The 14799-nt window shown below is 61.3% G+C and carries 16 protein-coding genes and 1 tRNA gene; 9 read left to right on the top strand and 8 right to left on the bottom strand.

Annotated elements, in window-relative coordinates:
- Nucleotides 1-39: 39 nt before the first annotated feature.
- The 3 genes from Q0908_RS04020 to Q0908_RS04010 form a co-directional block, all read right to left on the bottom strand.
- Nucleotides 40-1311, bottom strand: a complete 1272-nt coding sequence (locus Q0908_RS04020) for a potassium transporter TrkG (RefSeq protein WP_299281299.1) — start codon at nt 1309-1311, stop codon at nt 40-42.
- 65 nt (nt 1312-1376) lie between these two features.
- Nucleotides 1377-2063: a TrkA family potassium uptake protein gene (locus Q0908_RS04015; protein ID WP_299281151.1), complete on the bottom strand. Its 687-nt coding sequence runs from the start codon at nt 2061-2063 to the stop codon at nt 1377-1379.
- A gap of 168 nt (nt 2064-2231) precedes the next feature.
- Nucleotides 2232-2882, bottom strand: a complete 651-nt coding sequence (locus tag Q0908_RS04010; protein WP_299281149.1) for a 50S ribosomal protein L25/general stress protein Ctc — start codon at nt 2880-2882, stop codon at nt 2232-2234.
- Nucleotides 2883-3030: 148 nt separating this feature from the next.
- Between Q0908_RS04010 and Q0908_RS04005 the strand changes: the two genes are divergently transcribed.
- Complete coding sequence (locus tag Q0908_RS04005) at nt 3031-4188, top strand: MFS transporter (RefSeq protein WP_299281148.1); 1158 nt, start codon at nt 3031-3033, stop codon at nt 4186-4188.
- A gap of 82 nt (nt 4189-4270) precedes the next feature.
- Here Q0908_RS04005 and Q0908_RS04000 read toward each other — a convergent pair whose 3' ends face one another.
- Nucleotides 4271-5437, bottom strand: a complete 1167-nt coding sequence (locus Q0908_RS04000) for an alpha-hydroxy acid oxidase (RefSeq protein ID WP_299281147.1) — start codon at nt 5435-5437, stop codon at nt 4271-4273.
- Between the two features lie 154 nt (nt 5438-5591).
- On the opposite strand from Q0908_RS04000, the gene Q0908_RS03995 reads away from it, so the two are divergent.
- The 5 genes from Q0908_RS03995 to Q0908_RS03975 all read left to right on the top strand — a co-directional run bounded on the left by Q0908_RS03995 (nt 5592) and on the right by Q0908_RS03975 (nt 10088).
- A complete protein-coding gene (locus Q0908_RS03995) occupies nt 5592-6737 on the top strand; it encodes a twin-arginine translocation pathway signal protein (RefSeq protein WP_299281145.1) in 1146 nt (381 codons plus the stop codon).
- A gap of 18 nt (nt 6738-6755) precedes the next feature.
- Nucleotides 6756-7214 carry a MarR family transcriptional regulator gene (locus Q0908_RS03990; protein ID WP_299281143.1) on the top strand — a complete coding sequence of 153 codons (459 nt, stop codon included), beginning with the start codon at nt 6756-6758 and terminating at the stop codon, nt 7212-7214.
- A gap of 75 nt (nt 7215-7289) precedes the next feature.
- Nucleotides 7290-7985, top strand: coding sequence for a tRNA (guanine(46)-N(7))-methyltransferase TrmB (locus Q0908_RS03985; protein ID WP_299281141.1), 696 nt, complete (start codon nt 7290-7292; stop codon nt 7983-7985).
- 133 nt (nt 7986-8118) lie between these two features.
- Entirely contained in the window at nt 8119-9465 is a 1347-nt protein-coding gene (gene aroA, locus Q0908_RS03980) for a 3-phosphoshikimate 1-carboxyvinyltransferase (RefSeq protein ID WP_299281139.1), read from the top strand.
- The gene (locus Q0908_RS03975; RefSeq protein WP_299281138.1) at nt 9465-10088 is read left to right on the top strand and encodes a (d)CMP kinase; all 624 of its coding nucleotides are present in this window, start codon (nt 9465-9467) and stop codon (nt 10086-10088) included. Before aroA ends, Q0908_RS03975 begins: the two co-directional genes overlap by 1 nt.
- On the opposite strand, the gene Q0908_RS03970 is transcribed toward Q0908_RS03975, so the two are convergent.
- From Q0908_RS03970 to Q0908_RS03960, 3 genes are all read right to left on the bottom strand, one after another.
- On the bottom strand, nt 10061-10525 hold the full coding sequence (locus Q0908_RS03970) for a hypothetical protein (RefSeq protein ID WP_299281137.1): 465 nt from the start codon (nt 10523-10525) through the stop codon (nt 10061-10063). The genes Q0908_RS03975 and Q0908_RS03970 overlap by 28 nt on opposite strands.
- A gap of 118 nt (nt 10526-10643) precedes the next feature.
- The gene (trpA, locus tag Q0908_RS03965) at nt 10644-11438 is read right to left on the bottom strand and encodes a tryptophan synthase subunit alpha (protein WP_299281136.1); all 795 of its coding nucleotides are present in this window, start codon (nt 11436-11438) and stop codon (nt 10644-10646) included.
- 59 nt (nt 11439-11497) lie between these two features.
- On the bottom strand, nt 11498-11986 hold the full coding sequence (locus tag Q0908_RS03960) for an acyloxyacyl hydrolase (RefSeq protein WP_299281135.1): 489 nt from the start codon (nt 11984-11986) through the stop codon (nt 11498-11500).
- A gap of 183 nt (nt 11987-12169) precedes the next feature.
- Between Q0908_RS03960 and ychF the strand changes: the two genes are divergently transcribed.
- From ychF to Q0908_RS03945, 3 genes are all read left to right on the top strand, one after another.
- On the top strand, nt 12170-13267 hold the full coding sequence (ychF, locus tag Q0908_RS03955) for a redox-regulated ATPase YchF (RefSeq protein ID WP_299281134.1): 1098 nt from the start codon (nt 12170-12172) through the stop codon (nt 13265-13267).
- Nucleotides 13268-13333: 66 nt separating this feature from the next.
- Nucleotides 13334-13558 carry a hypothetical protein gene (locus Q0908_RS03950; RefSeq protein WP_299281133.1) on the top strand — a complete coding sequence of 75 codons (225 nt, stop codon included), beginning with the start codon at nt 13334-13336 and terminating at the stop codon, nt 13556-13558.
- Nucleotides 13559-13625: 67 nt separating this feature from the next.
- A tRNA-Ser gene (locus tag Q0908_RS03945) sits at nt 13626-13715 on the top strand.
- Between the two features lie 144 nt (nt 13716-13859).
- Here Q0908_RS03945 and Q0908_RS03940 read toward each other — a convergent pair.
- The gene (locus Q0908_RS03940) at nt 13860-14792 is read right to left on the bottom strand and encodes a hypothetical protein (protein ID WP_299281132.1); all 933 of its coding nucleotides are present in this window, start codon (nt 14790-14792) and stop codon (nt 13860-13862) included.
- Between the last annotated feature and the right edge of the window lie 7 nt (nt 14793-14799).

The following is a 14799-nucleotide window of genomic DNA, read 5'->3' as shown; positions in this document are numbered from 1 at the left end:
GCATAAAGCGGCGGATGGGGCACAACAAGGACCGCGCGCTTAGCCGAGATAAATCTGACCTGCCGGGTACTTGACGCGTGGTACACTGCGCGTGGCCAGAAGGAACCCGATGGCGAGCGGCCCGACCCGACCCAGAAACATCGTGACGATGATGACGGCCTGTCCAAACCCATCCAGCAGACCCGTTGCGCCGCGTGACAGGCCAACCGTGCCAAAGGCGGAAGTGACCTCAAAGGCGAGGTCCAGAAAGGTGCCGGTAAAGCTGATCGAGATCACGAAGATGCCCGTCATCACCAGCAACGTCGAAACCGTGGTCAGCGCCATGACCTTCATCACCTCTTCGATCCCGAGTGAGCGCCCGAAGGCGTTGAGTGTGGTTTGACGGCCAAAGAATGCAATCGTGGCCAGGATCAGCACGCACAGCGTGGTCACCTTGATCCCGCCTGCGGTCGACGTGCTGCCACCGCCCACCAGCATCAGCGTCATGGTCAGCATTGTCGTGCTGTCATCCATCCCGCCGGTGTTGATCGTGTTGAACCCGGCAGTGCGCGGTGTGACGCCCTGAAACCAGCTCGCCCACAGCTTCTCGCTCGTGCTGAGCCCGCCGAGCGTGTCGGGGTTGTTCCATTCGAGCAGCCCGAACATGATGGTGCCCCACAGGATCAGAAACACGGTGCCTGCCAGCATCAGCTTGGAATGCAGCGTCAGTCGCCGCCAGCTCCGTTTCTGGTACATGTCGCCCACAACGATGAACCCGAGACCGCCGAGGATGAATAACAGCGGGATGACCAAGTTCACAATCGGATTGCCGACCCAGGCGGACAGGCTGTCGGAATGCAGCGCAAAGCCTGCATTGTTGAACGCCGAGATCGAATGAAAGATCGCCTGCCACACCCCGTTCCAGCCAAATTCGGGCACGAAGACAAAGGCGAGGATCAGCGCCCCCACCGCTTCGCAGATCAGCGCAATCACGAGGATGATCCGGGCGAGATAGGTGAGGTTGGAAATGGAGGTCTGGTTTAGATCTTCGCGCAGGATCAACCGCTGCGGCATGCCCACCGGGATGCCAAGGGCGCTGAGGAGCAGCACGGCAAATGTCATAAGGCCCAGGCCGCCAAGCTGGATCAGCACTGCAATGACGCCCTGCCCAAAGCCGGTAAAGGCCGATCCGGTATCGGCCAAAATGAGCCCAGTGACGGTAACGGCGGAGGTTGAGGTAAAAATGGCCTCGTTCAGCCCGATGTCACCGGTGTGCGAAATTGGCAGCCATAACAGAATGGCGCCCAGTACGATCACCACCATGTAAAACATCACCAACAGGGCAGGTGGCGGCAGGCTCAGCCCGCCGAGCAGGGGTGTCAGGCGCGCGCGCAGGCTCACAGGCTGGCCGTGAAGTTGCGCAGGTCCTTGCGCTGGCCCAACAGCAACAGCAGGTCGTCGCGTTGCAATTCGCAGGTCACCCCGTCCTGCCCGACAAAGTCCGTGCCGCGCATCACACCGATGCAGCGCAGGTTGAAATCGTCGGCATGGGGCAATTCACCAAGGTTTTTGCCCTCAAGGCTTTCGGGAATGCGGAAGTTGACCACGTGATAGCCGTTCCCAAGGCTCACATAGTCGCGCACCAGTGGATTATGCAGGACCTGGGCGATGTGCTGACCCACCTCGACCTCCGGGTGGATCACCCGGTCGACGCCGATCTTGGACAGGATGCGATGGTGCGTCTTGCTGGTGGCTTTGGCCCAGACAATGGGCACTCCAATGAGTTTCAGGTTGATGGAGGCCAGAATGCTCGCCTCAAGATCGTCCCCCATGGCGACCATGCCCACGTCACATTCGCCCAAGCCCGCTTCGCGTAGGGCCACGTCATCGCGCGCATCCACGATCATCGCCTGGGACAGATCATCGGCATGGGCTGTGACCTTCGCATCCGAAATATCGACCCCCATCACGTGATTGCCGAACCGCTGCAACTCCTTGGCGACGGTGCCACCGAAATTGCCAAGCCCGACAACGCCGAAGGTGCGACTGCCTTTGGTGCGCTTTGGGGGGGCTTTCTTTGGCATGGGGCGGTGTCCTGTTGTTGCGCCTCCATCACATAGGGCGCGGCAGCGATTTGGCAGGCATAAGTTGCATAGCGTCCGCACCGGGACGACCCAATCCTGTGCTGCGGGTACGAAAAAGGCCGCCCCGGATAGGGCGGCCTTGATGTCTTGCAGGTCTGTCGGTGCGCTTTATGCGTCGTCAGTTTGCTCGGTTGCTGGCACTTCGTCCGCTTCGGTCTCTTCCGCTTCGGCATCGTCAGCCGAGCGCAGGCCCGATGGGGCAGAGATCGTCGCAATCACAAAGTCGCGGTCGATGGTTGGCTTGGACCCGGCGGGCAGGTTCACGGACGAGATCGTGATGCTGTCGCCGATTTCCGCTTCGGACACATCAATGGTGATGCTCTCGGGGATGTCGGCTGCGGTCACTATCAGTTCGACCTCGGGGCGCACCAAGGACAGCACGCCGCCTTTTTTCAGGCCGGGCGACACGTCTTCGCCAGCCACGTCCACACCGATGAACAGGTTGATCTTGGTGGTGCGCTTGAGGCGCATGAAGTCAACATGTGTGGGCAGGTCCTTGACCACATGGCGCTGCACGTCGCGGCAAATGACGCGGACGTCATCGTGGCCTTCGACTTTCATGTTGAACAGGGTCGATTTGAACCGACCGGCTTTCAGCATTTTCAGCAGCTTGTTAAAGGGCAGATTGATGGGCAGCGGATCTGCGTCGCCACCAAAAACAATCCCTGGAACCATGCCGTCGCGGCGGGCCTGACGAGCGGCGCCCTTGCCTGTCCCCGTGCGTTCCAGGGCTTCGAGATCAGGAATCTCTCCAGCCATAGTATTTCTCCAAATGTAAGGGCGGGGTGCCTCCAAGGCTGTCACCCCGCGTGAAGTGCGCGCTATAGACCGGTTTGGCCCCCATGAAAAGTGCAAAAACCGCGCTTTGTGCTGGACGGTCGGGGGATGTCATGCGACCGCTTGGCCCATGCAACTTCTCCACGATCTTCACGCATCGCGCCGGGCCCTCGCAGGCTTTATCGTCATCGGCTTTGGCTGGGCCAGTTTTTCGGCGCAAATGCCTGTGATCAAGGCACAGGTGGGAGTCGGCGACGGGCTTTGGGGTACGCTGATCTTGATGGGCAGCACGGGTGCGCTGATGGCCATGTGGCTGGCACCGCTGGTGTTTCGCCTGATGGGCACATGGGCGTTGATGGCAGGCGTTGTGGGCATGATCGTCGGCTTCCTGCTCAGCGGGATTGCCCAAGGCCCGGTGATGATCGGTTTTGCGTTGTTTCTGGCAGCGGGCGGGTCCGGCGTCGCTGATGTGCTCGCCAATGCCGAGGTCAGCGAAGCGGAGTCCGACACGGGCCGCAGCCTGATGAACCTCAACCACGGCCTGTTCTCGGTGGCCTATGCGTTGGCAGCGGTTTCCGTCGGTGCGGCCCGTGGTGCAGGCTTCGGGCCGGTCGCGATCTTTGCGGGCATGGCGGTGGCTGTTGGCGTGCTGATGATCTGGATGCGTTTGCCCGACCGCCCCATCCCGGTTGATGAACCGGGTGCGCCCGTCGCAGGCATGCCCCGTGCGCTAGTGTGGGTCGGCGGCCTCGTGGTCCTGTCCGCCTTTCTCGGAGAGGCCGCGTCCGAAGGCTGGTCCGCCCTCCATATCGAACGCACGTTGGGGGGCGGTCCTGCACAAGGCGCACTTGGCCCCGCGCTCTTGGCAGGCGGCATGGCCGTTGGCCGCCTTGGCGCGCATCTGTTTGGGGCCGGCTGGCCGCCGATCCGGGTGATGGTTATCGCATCGCTGATCGCAGGCGTGGGCCTCGCACTCGCCGGGGCCGCGCCGAGCCTGCCAGTCGCTTACGCGGGCTTCCTGCTCGGGGGACTGGGCGTGTCGGTGGTCGGCCCACTCGCGTTGGGTCTTGTGGGGCAGGCCGTGCCGCGCAAATACCGGCTGGCCGCAATCAGTCAGGCGGCGGCCTTGGGCTACGCGGCCTTTTTCCTCGGGCCCGTGGTCATGGGCTATGTGGCCGAAGGGTTCGGCCTGCGCGCGTCGTTCTACGTCATTGCCGCCATCATGTGTGTCGTCGCCGCCGTGCTCGTGCCGTGGTGGGCGCGACTGTTGGCGGTGCGTCCCGCCTGATTTCTTTGGACCCGAAATACCGCGGGGGGTCTGGGGGGCTCGCCCCCCAGACGGTCGCTGCGTGGCACACGCAGCGAAATCGCTAATCCTGCCAGCGCCCCTCGAATCCCTCGGGCACCAGCAAATTGTGACGCCCTAGGTTGTTGACGTTCGTTTCGCCACACAGCGCCATGGTCGTGTCCAACTCGCGGTGGATGATGTTGAGCGCTTCGGTCACGCCTTGCTGACCCATCGCGCCAAGGCCGTAGATGAAAGCGCGGCCGATATAGGTGCCCTTGGCCCCCATCGCGAGGGCCTTCAGGACGTCCTGACCCGACCGGATGCCGCTATCAAGATGCACCTCGATCTGATCGCCGACCGCATCCAGAATAGAAGGCAAAGCGCGGATCGAACTCAGCGCCCCGTCAAGCTGCCGCCCGCCATGGTTCGACACGATAATCGCATCCGCCCCGACCTTGAGGGCCATCTTGGCATCCTCGGCATCCAGAATGCCCTTGAGGATGACTTTGCCGCCCCATTGCTCTTTAAGCTTGGCGACCTTGTTCCAGTCGAGCGACGGGTCGAACTGCTCTGCCGTCCATGCGCCCAGTTGGGAGGTGTCCGAGATGCCCTCGACATGGCCCACGATATTGCCGAAATCGCGGCGCTTGGCCGACAGCATCTCGATCCCCCAACCCCACTTCGTGGCGAGGTTTGCGATGGTCTTGGCCGTCAGTTTGGGCGGGGCCGACAGCCCGTTTTTGATGTCCTTGTGCCGTTGACCGAGGATTTGCAGATCAAGGGTGATCACAAGCGCCGAGCAGTTCGCATCCTTGGCCCGCTGGATCAGGCGCGACACGTAATCCTGATCGCGCATGGTATAAAGCTGGAACCAGAAAGGGGCATCGGTAAAGCCCGCCACATCCTCGATCGAGTTGATCGACATGGTCGACAGGGTGAACGGCACCCCGAACTTTTCGGCCGCGCGGGCGGCTTTCATCTCTCCATCCGCGTGCTGCATGCCGGTGAGGCCCACCGGGGCCAGCGCAACGGGCATCGCCACATCCTGTCCGATCATCTGGGACGCGGTGCTGCGCCCGGACATGTCCACAGCGACGCGCTGGCGCAGGCGGATGTCATCGAAGTCCGAGGAGTTGTCGCGGAAGGTCTGCTCGGTCCAACTGCCCGATTCGCAGTAGTCGAAGAACATGCGGGGCACCCGGCGTTCATAGATGCGCTTGAGATCTTCGATGTTGGTGATGGCGGTCATGATAACCCTCTGGATTGGTCATATTTACTTACCAATACTGCGATTTCTTAGCAATATGAAACTTACGACCCTCTATTTAGTGCAATGTAGGACTTTATTTGGGGCGATATCGGACTATAGTGGTGCGATATCGCATTAACCTAAGGAGAGACCCATGACCCTTTCACGTCGCAAGACACTCGCCCTTATGGGTGGTGGGTTCATCGTGGCCGCGGGCGGCGCGGCTGCGCTGGCCGTCACCCGAACACCGAACAGCGCGCTGGCCCCGTGGACAGCCGCCGGTGGCTATTCTGATCCCCGCATGAACGCGCTGTCCTATGCGATCCTCGCGCCCAACCCACACAATCGCCAACCATGGCTGGTTGACCTGCGCCGCGATGATGAAGTCACGCTGCATGTCGATACGGACCGGCTGTTGCCGCACACCGACCCGTTCAACCGCCAAATCGTTGTGGGCTTGGGTTGTTTTCTGGAGTTGATGACGCTCGCGGCCGCTCAGCAGGGGTATGGGGTCGAGCTTGATCTGTTCCCCGACGGGGAGGACCCGAGCGGGCTCGATACGCGCCGGGTGGCCGTGGCGCGGTTTGTGCAAGGGGTTGAGGTACCTGCGCATGATCTCTTTGCCCATGTCATGCAGCGCCGCTCGCTCAAGGAACCCTATGACACTGCGCGCCCTGTTGATCCGGGCGTCCTTGCGGACGTGATCGCCGCTGCCGAGCGGACCCAAGTCAACGGCACAGTTGCCCCCGGCGACATTGCCGCATTGCGCGAGATCAGTCACGTGGCCCTGCGCATCGAAATCGAAACCCCGCATACCTATAAGGAAAGCGTGGATCTGTTCCGCATTGGCAGCCGCGAGGTCGAGGCCAATCCAGACGGCATCGACTTTTCCGGCCCCGCCTTCGAGGCGATGGCCCTGACCGGGGCTTTTTCGCGGGAAGCGGCCCTTGATCAGTCGTCTATGGCCTATCGCGGCGGGTTGAAGGCGGTGTTCGAGAATGCCGACACCGCGATGGGCCACATCTGGCAGGTCACGCCGGCCAACACCCGCACCGATCAGATCAATGCCGGGCGCGACTGGTTGCGGCTGAACCTTGCGACTACGCGTGCGGGTCTGGGGATGCAGCCGCTCAGCCAGGGCTTGCAGGAGTACCCGGAAATGTCGGACATATATAAAGACCTGCATGCCCGGTTCGCGCCGGACGGTGGCACCGTGCAGATGTTTGCCCGCATTGGCTATGGCCCCGAGGTGGGTCAAAGCCCGCGCTGGCCGCTGGAGCGTAAGATCTTGGAAGGGTAGTCGCGATGGAAACGGCGTATGGATGACGGGCAAGGCGGCCATGATGTTGGCGTGATCTTTGAGGTGTTCAAGGAAATCGGGATCATCGAGCAGCTCAGCCGCGCCATTCTCGAGGCGCGGTTGCCGGGTGGTCTGATCGCGCCGCATTTTTCGGTGCTGAGCCATCTGAGCCACCGCGGGGACGGTCAGACCCCGATTGATATGGCCCGCGCCTTTCAAGTGCCCAAGACCTCGATGACCCACACCCTGAAGGGGCTGGATGGTCTGGGGTTAATCGAGATGCGCCCGAACCCAGAGGATGGCCGCTCAAAACGCGTTTGGTTGACGGAGGCGGGCAGGGCGCTGTTTGCCCGTGTGATCGTCGATCTGGGGCCTGATTTCGCCGAACTGGCACGAGGATTCGACACCAGTCGTCTGTCCGAGATTCAGCCTGTGCTGACGGATTTGCGCATCTTCTTGGATGCCGCGCGCGACTGAGCCTGCCGGGGCGCAGGACACCTGCGCCTTACCACCCCATTGCCCCCGTTCGGTCCGCACGCTAAACGCCCGCCCATGACCAAACGCCCCCATCGTAATTTCTATGGCCGCCTGAAGGGCAAAACCCTCAAGAAGAGCCAGCGCGCCTATATCGCCGAGGATCTGGAGGCGTTGTCGCCGGGGGCCGTCAGCTGGAAAGACAATCCCGACCGCGTCCCGCTTGATCTTGAGGCACTGTTTGGTGGCAAACCGGTCTGGCTTGAGGTCGGCTTTGGCGGGGGCGAACATCTGGTGCATCAGGCCGTAAGCAACCCTGATGTCGGCATCATCGGGGCCGAACCCTATATCAATGGTGTGGCGATGTTGCTGGGCAAGATCCGACGGGCGGGTGTGTCAAACCTTGCCGTGCATCCCGGTGATGCGCGCGATTTGATGGATGTGCTGCCTGCTGCCAGTATTGCGCGCGCCTTTCTGCTATATCCCGATCCCTGGCCCAAGGCGCGCCATCATCGCCGCCGGTTTGTGACTCAAGAGCATCTGGTCCCTTTGGCCCGCACGATGCAGCCCGGTGCCATTTTGCGGGTTGCGACCGATATTCCTGATTATGTGCGCCAGACCCTAGAGGAAGTACCACAGGCGGGCTTTGAGTGGTTGGCCGAGGGCCCTGGGGATTGGCGGGTACCGTGGGAGGATTGGATCAGCACCCGCTATGAGCAAAAGGCGCTGCGCGAGGGCCGTGTGCCGCATTATCTAACCTTCCGCAGGCTCTAGCCCGATGAGGGGGCGCTGCCCCCGGCGCGCGGCGCTTCCCCCGCGGTATTTTGGGTCAAAAGAAGCTGGTCTGGACGCCATCCTTTGCGTTCGTTAGGTGTCGGCCCGAAGTTTCCAGACGCGAGAGTTTGCAATGTCCAGCCACGGTGATCCGATCCCCATGCAATCTGGTGCCAGCGCACCGCTTTCGGGGGTTGCCGATGTGCCGGGTGACAAGTCGATTTCGCATCGCGCCTTGATCCTTGGTGCGCTCTCTGTGGGCGAGACCACCATCACCGGCTTGCTGGAAGGGCAGGATGTTCTGGACACCGGCCGGGCGATGCGAGCCTTTGGCGCTGAGGTCATTGATCATGGTGGCGGCAAGTGGTCGGTTCACGGCGTGGGTGTCGGTGGCTTTGCGGAGCCGGATCAGGTCATTGATTGCGGCAACTCGGGCACCGGCGTGCGCTTGATCATGGGCGCGATGGCGACCTCGCCCATTTCGGCGACATTTACGGGCGATGCGAGCCTGAACAAGCGGCCAATGGCGCGGGTGACCGATCCGCTGGCCCTGTTTGGCTGTCAGGCTGTGGGCCGCGCGGGGGGGCGTTTGCCGATGACGCTCGTTGGCGCTGCTGATCCTGTGCCTGCGCGTTACGTCGTACCGGTCCCCTCAGCACAGGTGAAATCGGCGGTCTTGCTCGCAGGGTTGAACGCGCCCGGTGAGACTGTCGTGACAGAGGCCGAGGCGACCCGCGATCATACCGAGCGGATGCTGGCGGGCTTTGGCGCGGAGATCAACACAGAGGTTACGGATGAGGGGCGGGTGATCACCCTCAAGGGGCGACCTGAGTTGAAGCCGCAGCATATCGACGTGCCGCGCGATCCCTCCTCGGCGGCGTTTCCAGTCTGTGCGGCGCTGATCGTGCCCGGATCGGATGTGCTGGTGCCCACGATCGGGCTCAACCCGACGCGGGCGGGGCTGTTTACCACCCTGCGCGAGATGGGTGCCGACCTGACCTATGAGAATGAGCGCGAAGAGGGGGGCGAACCTGTGGCCGACCTGCGCGCACGTTTTTCGCCCGACCTCAAGGGGATCGAAGTGCCTGCCGAGCGTGCGGCCAGCATGATTGATGAATATCCCGTCCTGTCTGTGGTCGCGGCTTTTGCGAAGGGCGACACGAATATGCCCGGCGTAAAGGAACTGCGCGTCAAGGAAAGTGACCGCATCGCCGCCATGGCCGATGGGCTGCGCGCGGCTGGTGTCGGGGTCGAGGACGGCCCGGACTGGTGGACGGTGATCGGGCAGGGCCATGGCAATGTACGCGGCGGTGTGACCTGCGCCAGCCATCTTGATCACCGCATCGCGATGTCGTTTCTGGTGATGGGCATGGCGACCCAGAACCCGATGTCTGTGGATGATGGTGGCCCGATTGCGACCTCTTTCCCGATCTTCGAGCCGCTGATGGCGGGCCTTGGCGCGAAGCTGAGCCGTTTGTGATGGACGCGACCCAACCCTTTACAGTGGCGATTGATGGCCCTGCGGCGGCGGGCAAGGGCACGATCAGCCGGGCTGTGTCCGAGCAGTTTGGGCTGGCGCATCTGGACACAGGCTTGCTCTACCGTGCGGTCGGGGCGCAGGTGCTGGATGGGGTCGAGCCGGTCGCTGCTGCGCGTGCACTGGACCAAACCGCGCTGGAGAATCCACTTTTGCGCACCGCCGAGGTGGCACAAGCCGCCAGCAAGGTCGCCGTGATCCAGGAGGTGCGGGATGCCTTGTTCGACTTCCAACGCGCCTTTGCGCGTCGGGCCGGGGGCGCGGTGCTCGATGGGCGCGACATCGGGACGGTGATTTGCCCCCAAGCCGAGGCCAAGCTGTTTGTCACTGCCAGTGCACCCGTGCGTGCAGAACGTCGGTGGAAAGAGTTGCAGGCACGCGGCGATGACAGCCCTTACGAGGACGTGCTGGCCGATGTCGAAGCCCGTGATGCGCGCGACAGTGCGCGTGCGGCGGCACCTTTGCGTGCCGCAGAGGGGGCTTTGGTGCTTGATACCTCTGAGCTGACGATCAAGGCGGCGGTTGCGGCCGCAGTTGACTATGTGGCCGTTTTGCGCGCGGGCTGAGGATGTGGTGCCAGTGCCGCATTCAACGGGTCGGAATCCACGATCACATAGGATGAGTGCGCAATGCGCCATTTCTTATCCCACCCGCGCCGGATCAGCGAAAATGTGGGGTAGGGTTGCTGCACCAGCACCCCGCGACTGATCAACCGGGTTTCATGAGTTGCCGCCACCTCGGTCTCGCTGCGAAAGCTGGCGCTGACGCAATGGCGCGCCATCAGCGTGATGCTGTGCGTGGTGAGGTGCGCGCGCACGGCCCGAAACGTCGCCTCCATATCGGGCGCCGTTGAAATGAGCTGTGAGCTTTCGAGCGTCTCGATGTGGTAGGGCAGCACGAAGCAGGCGAGGAAGTCGGGGAACCGGTCGGACATGATCGCATTGCCGGTCCGTTCGAGCAAATGCTCGGATATCTCATGTGCGCTTTGGGTCGGGTCTTGCATGGGTCTGTCCGCATCGGTTGGGCGACTTTGTGTCAGGCCCGACACGAAATGCAACGAGTTTAGTCAATTCTCGTTATGCGTGTAGAATTTCAGCGGTTTTTTGCGCCAGATGCGCCGCTCAGGCCGCGTGCGCGCCGTCCGCCAGCGATTTCACAAAGGCCAAGACCTCATCCACGCTGGCACCTGCCGCGATTTTGCTGACGATGGCAGAGCCGACAACGGCCCCATCGGCCACGGAGGCGATGGCGCGGGACTTCTCTGGCGTGTTGATGCCGAAACCGACGATCACCGGCAGATCGGTTGCAGCTTTGATGCGCGCCACTTCGGGGCCGACATTGGTCGCCTCTGCCTCGGCCGCGCCGGTGATTCCGGTGATCGAGACGTAGTAGACAAAGCCGGAGGTGTTTTGCAGCACGCGCGGCAGGCGCTTGTCATCTGTGGTGGGCGTTGCAAGCCGGATAAAGTTCAGTCCCGCCTTTTGGGCTGGAATGCACAATTCGCTGTCTTCTTCGGGGGGCAGGTCGACGACGATCAACCCGTCAATCCCTGCCTCTTTGGCGTCGCTCAGAAAGGTATCGACGCCGCGCGAATAGATCGGATTGTAGTACCCCATTAGGACGATGGGTGTTGTGTCATCGGTTTCGCGAAAGGCGCGCGCCAGATCAAGGGTGCGCTGCAGCGTCATGCCAGCCCCAAGCGCACGTTGCCCGGCCAATTGAATGGTCGGCCCATCCGCCATCGGATCGGTGAAAGGCAGGCCAAGTTCGATGATATCCACACCGGCACCGGGCAAGCCCTTTACGACCTCAAGCGAGCGGTCATAGTCAGGGTCGCCTGCCATGACGTAGGATACAAATGCTTTACGTCCCGCCGCTTTGAGGGCCGCGAATTTGGCGTCGATCCGGCTTGTCATCATGCTCTCCGAGTTGGTCGCCCTGACCTGCCCCAGGGGACAGGAAAAGGCAAGCGCCCTCAGAATTTGACGTGATAGCGGATGGAGTAGGAATTCATGCCGGGATTGTCGTCTGCAAGGCTCGCGTTCGACTTGTGCGAGATCGCAGCCGAAACCGCGCGTCCGTTGTCGAACTGATAGCCAAGACCCAGAAGCGAGCGGAATTCGAAAGAGGAGCCAAGGTCGTTGCCGTCTGTGCCTTCCTCGAACAGGCCCGGCATCAGCGAGCTGTCAATGAACCAGCCGCTGTCCCACTGCCAGCGAGTCCACAGACCCGCGCCGATGAAGACATCCCCTTCGCCCGATACGCTGGCGTTGGCCCCGAACGCGTGCGAACGGATCCGTTTCTGCACGAACGGCGTGTGCCGATATTCAAAGTCGAACACCGCGCTGTCTTCGCCGCCCTCTCCGAAATCCGTCGCGCCGAGCGCAAAGGTCAGTTCCTGCGCAGAGGCCGGAGCGGAAAGTGCAAGAAGGGATGAAACGACGGCAACACAAAAACGAGTCATGCGGTTGCTCCTGCATGTAATGAGATGAAAAGAATCGCGCGAAAGAATACGCTTGCGCGGCAGTGTTACCGGTTTTTATCCTTTGGTTCCAAACATCTCTTCCAGATTCTTGCTGACCTGTCACCGTCTTGCACCTATCGGCACGCCTGCTAGAAGCAGGCCAACCTGATCAGTGAGGACGCCATGGGCTTTAAGATGGGAATCGTGGGGCTGCCCAATGTGGGCAAATCGACCCTGTTCAACGCTTTGACCAAGACGGCTGCGGCCCAAGCGGCCAACTTTCCGTTCTGCACGATCGAGCCGAACGTAGGCGAAGTGGCCGTGCCCGATGATCGTCTGGATAAGCTTGCTGCGATCGCCGCGTCCAAATCCATCATTCCCACCCGTATGACCTTTGTCGATATTGCAGGTCTGGTCAAAGGGGCCTCAAAGGGGGAGGGCCTTGGCAACCAGTTCCTCGCCAACATTCGTGAGGTCGACGCCATCGCCCATGTGTTGCGCTGTTTCGAGGACGGCGATGTGACCCATGTTGAGGGCCGCGTCGATCCGGTGGCGGACGCCGAAACCATCGAAACCGAATTGATGCTCGCCGATATCGAAAGCATCGAAAAGCGTCTCCAGAACCTCGTGCGCAAGGTGCGCGGTGGCGACAAAGAGGCGGTGCAGCAGGAACGTCTGATGCGTCAGGCGTTGGCCGCACTCGAAGAGGGCAAACCCGCCCGTCTGGTCGAGGTGGACGCGGATGATCTACGTGGCTGGAACATGCTGCAACTGTTGACCACAAAACCTGTGCTTTATGTCTGCAATGTCGGCGAGGCCGAAGCCGCCGATGGCAACGCCCATTCGGCTGCCGTGGCTGAGATGGCCGCCGCCCAAGGCAATGCTCACGTCATCATCTCCGCCCAGATCGAAGAAGAGATCAGCCAACTTGAAGCCGATGAGGCCGTGATGTTTCTGGAGGAAATGGGGCTGGCCGAGGCCGGACTGGATCGCCTGATCCGCGCCGGATACGAATTGCTGCATCTCGAGACCTATTTCACCGTCGGCCCCAAAGAGGCGCGTGCGTGGACCATCGCGGCTGGCACCTCTGCGCCCAGGGCCGCTGGCGTGATCCACGGCGACTTTGAAAAGGGTTTCATCCGTGCCGAAACCATCGCCTACGATGATTTCGTGACACTTGGCGGCGAGGGTCCGGCCAAAGAGGCGGGCAAGATGCGCGCCGAGGGCAAGGGTTATGTCGTCAAGGATGGCGACGTGCTGCACTTCCTGTTCAACACGTGACGGAGCGGGTGAGCGCTGGTTCGACTTGCAATCCTGATGGGTGCCGAGCATGTTTGGCGAACAGATATGCGCAACCTGATCCCGACGGCGGCGGACATCTACAACACTCCGGTGGCGCGCCGGCTGTCGATCACGGTGACATCAGGTGCAAAAGTGGAACTGAAATCCTCGGCGCTCGTGCCAACAGGCACGGTGACTTTCCATGTGACGTTCAAGCCACCATTGGTCACCGGGCACCGGTCTATGGTGGCGACAATTGCAGGTGACAAGCTCAAGGTCGCTGCAAAGTGAGCATCGCCGCGAAATACCCACAAATTAGGCATTGTTCCTGCTGAGCGTTCCGCATAGACACACCGGCGGAGACGTGGCCGAGTGGTCGAAGGCGCTCCCCTGCTAAGGGAGTAGGCCCGGAAGGGTCTCGAGGGTTCGAATCCCTTCGTCTCCGCCACCTTTTCATTGCGCTACCGCCTCCGGCTGCTTGAGCGCCATGGCTCGGGTTCGAACTTTGTCCGAACCACTCCGCTACCCAATCTCTTTCTTTGTGTGCGTTTCGCCAAAAGTGGTTGGGCGACGCGCAACGACAAACCCGCCATCAGAAGTCGGGAAGCTCGGCCTTCTTTTTCATATAAATCTTCGTCCGATCAATGGCGGATTTTGCCAGGCGGGTGCTTTCCATCCCCCTCTTGAGTGCGGATTGTGCATCGCGGATGGCGGCCTTTTTGGCGGGGATGAAGGTGCGGTCCGCCATGTGCAACTGATTGGTGATCTCCTGTTTCAGATCGAACGTGGACGCATCCACCCACGATTCCCAGGTCAGACCCTTGCCGCTGGTGCGCATGCGCGAAATCGTTGTGGCCCAAAAGCTGGGGCTGGTCATCTTGTCAAAGGACTCAGACAGCGTGCCAACGGTCAGGCCGACCATCGAAATCTCATTCTTTGGGTCCAGCAGGTACTTCACACCGGCTTCTTTAGCGGCCCCCTTGGCCTTTTCCGCGGGCACGCCGGTGATCTGTTTCATCGCCTCCTTGTTCAACTTGACAAGTTCGTCACCTGACGCTTTGGCCGCCTTTGCCGCGGTCTTGGACAAGCCCACCAAAAGGGTCAGAACAGCTGCCGCGATGTCCACGGCTTGGGATGTGGCTTTGACGTCCTTTTCAATCCTGAGCAGATATTTCTCGAGATCGTCTCGGGATTTCTGCAATTCCTTGATCCGGGCATCGGCCCGTTTGGCGGCGGCTGCGAACAGGTCCGACTGCTTGGCAAAGTGAGCGGCCAGCGCGGCCTCGCCGTCGATCAGGTCGAGGTAGTGCAGCTTTTTCTCGAGGATCGCCTTCTTTTGTTTCAGCGTGTAGGGGATATGCAAGATGTCGCCCGGGACCAGCGCGTCCGGTTTCTTGCGCTTGGATTTCACCGATTTGTTCATCGGGTCATCCCAGATGTAGCTTGCCTTGGCGACGCCCCATGATTTTGCGATTTTTTCGAGGGTGTCGTTCTTCTTAAATTTATATGTGCCTTGCCCAGACATGGCGGAA

The sequence above is a fragment of the uncultured Tateyamaria sp. genome (genome assembly GCF_947494755.1).
GTDB lineage: Bacteria > Pseudomonadota > Alphaproteobacteria > Rhodobacterales > Rhodobacteraceae > Tateyamaria.
This window is presented reverse-complemented; position numbering and strand designations above follow the sequence as displayed.

Excerpts from the sequence above, each read along its gene's own strand:
- Q0908_RS04020 (WP_299281299.1), bottom strand. The coding sequence starts at position 1,311 with ATGTTTTACATGGTGGTGATCGTACTGGGCGCCATTCTGTTATGGCTG.
- Q0908_RS04015 (WP_299281151.1), bottom strand. The coding sequence starts at position 2,063 with ATGCCAAAGAAAGCCCCCCCAAAGCGCACCAAAGGCAGTCGCACCTTC.
- Q0908_RS04010 (WP_299281149.1), bottom strand. The coding sequence starts at position 2,882 with ATGGCTGGAGAGATTCCTGATCTCGAAGCCCTGGAACGCACGGGGACA.
- Q0908_RS04005 (WP_299281148.1), top strand. The coding sequence starts at position 3,031 with ATGCAACTTCTCCACGATCTTCACGCATCGCGCCGGGCCCTCGCAGGC.
- Q0908_RS04000 (WP_299281147.1), bottom strand. The coding sequence starts at position 5,437 with ATGACCGCCATCACCAACATCGAAGATCTCAAGCGCATCTATGAACGC.
- Q0908_RS03995 (WP_299281145.1), top strand. The coding sequence starts at position 5,592 with ATGACCCTTTCACGTCGCAAGACACTCGCCCTTATGGGTGGTGGGTTC.
- Q0908_RS03990 (WP_299281143.1), top strand. The coding sequence starts at position 6,756 with ATGGATGACGGGCAAGGCGGCCATGATGTTGGCGTGATCTTTGAGGTG.
- Q0908_RS03985 (WP_299281141.1), top strand. The coding sequence starts at position 7,290 with ATGACCAAACGCCCCCATCGTAATTTCTATGGCCGCCTGAAGGGCAAA.
- aroA (WP_299281139.1), top strand. The coding sequence starts at position 8,119 with ATGTCCAGCCACGGTGATCCGATCCCCATGCAATCTGGTGCCAGCGCA.
- Q0908_RS03975 (WP_299281138.1), top strand. The coding sequence starts at position 9,465 with ATGGACGCGACCCAACCCTTTACAGTGGCGATTGATGGCCCTGCGGCG.
- Q0908_RS03970 (WP_299281137.1), bottom strand. The coding sequence starts at position 10,525 with ATGCAAGACCCGACCCAAAGCGCACATGAGATATCCGAGCATTTGCTC.
- trpA (WP_299281136.1), bottom strand. The coding sequence starts at position 11,438 with ATGACAAGCCGGATCGACGCCAAATTCGCGGCCCTCAAAGCGGCGGGA.
- Q0908_RS03960 (WP_299281135.1), bottom strand. The coding sequence starts at position 11,986 with ATGACTCGTTTTTGTGTTGCCGTCGTTTCATCCCTTCTTGCACTTTCC.
- ychF (WP_299281134.1), top strand. The coding sequence starts at position 12,170 with ATGGGCTTTAAGATGGGAATCGTGGGGCTGCCCAATGTGGGCAAATCG.
- Q0908_RS03950 (WP_299281133.1), top strand. The coding sequence starts at position 13,334 with ATGCGCAACCTGATCCCGACGGCGGCGGACATCTACAACACTCCGGTG.
- Q0908_RS03940 (WP_299281132.1), bottom strand. The coding sequence starts at position 14,792 with ATGTCTGGGCAAGGCACATATAAATTTAAGAAGAACGACACCCTCGAA.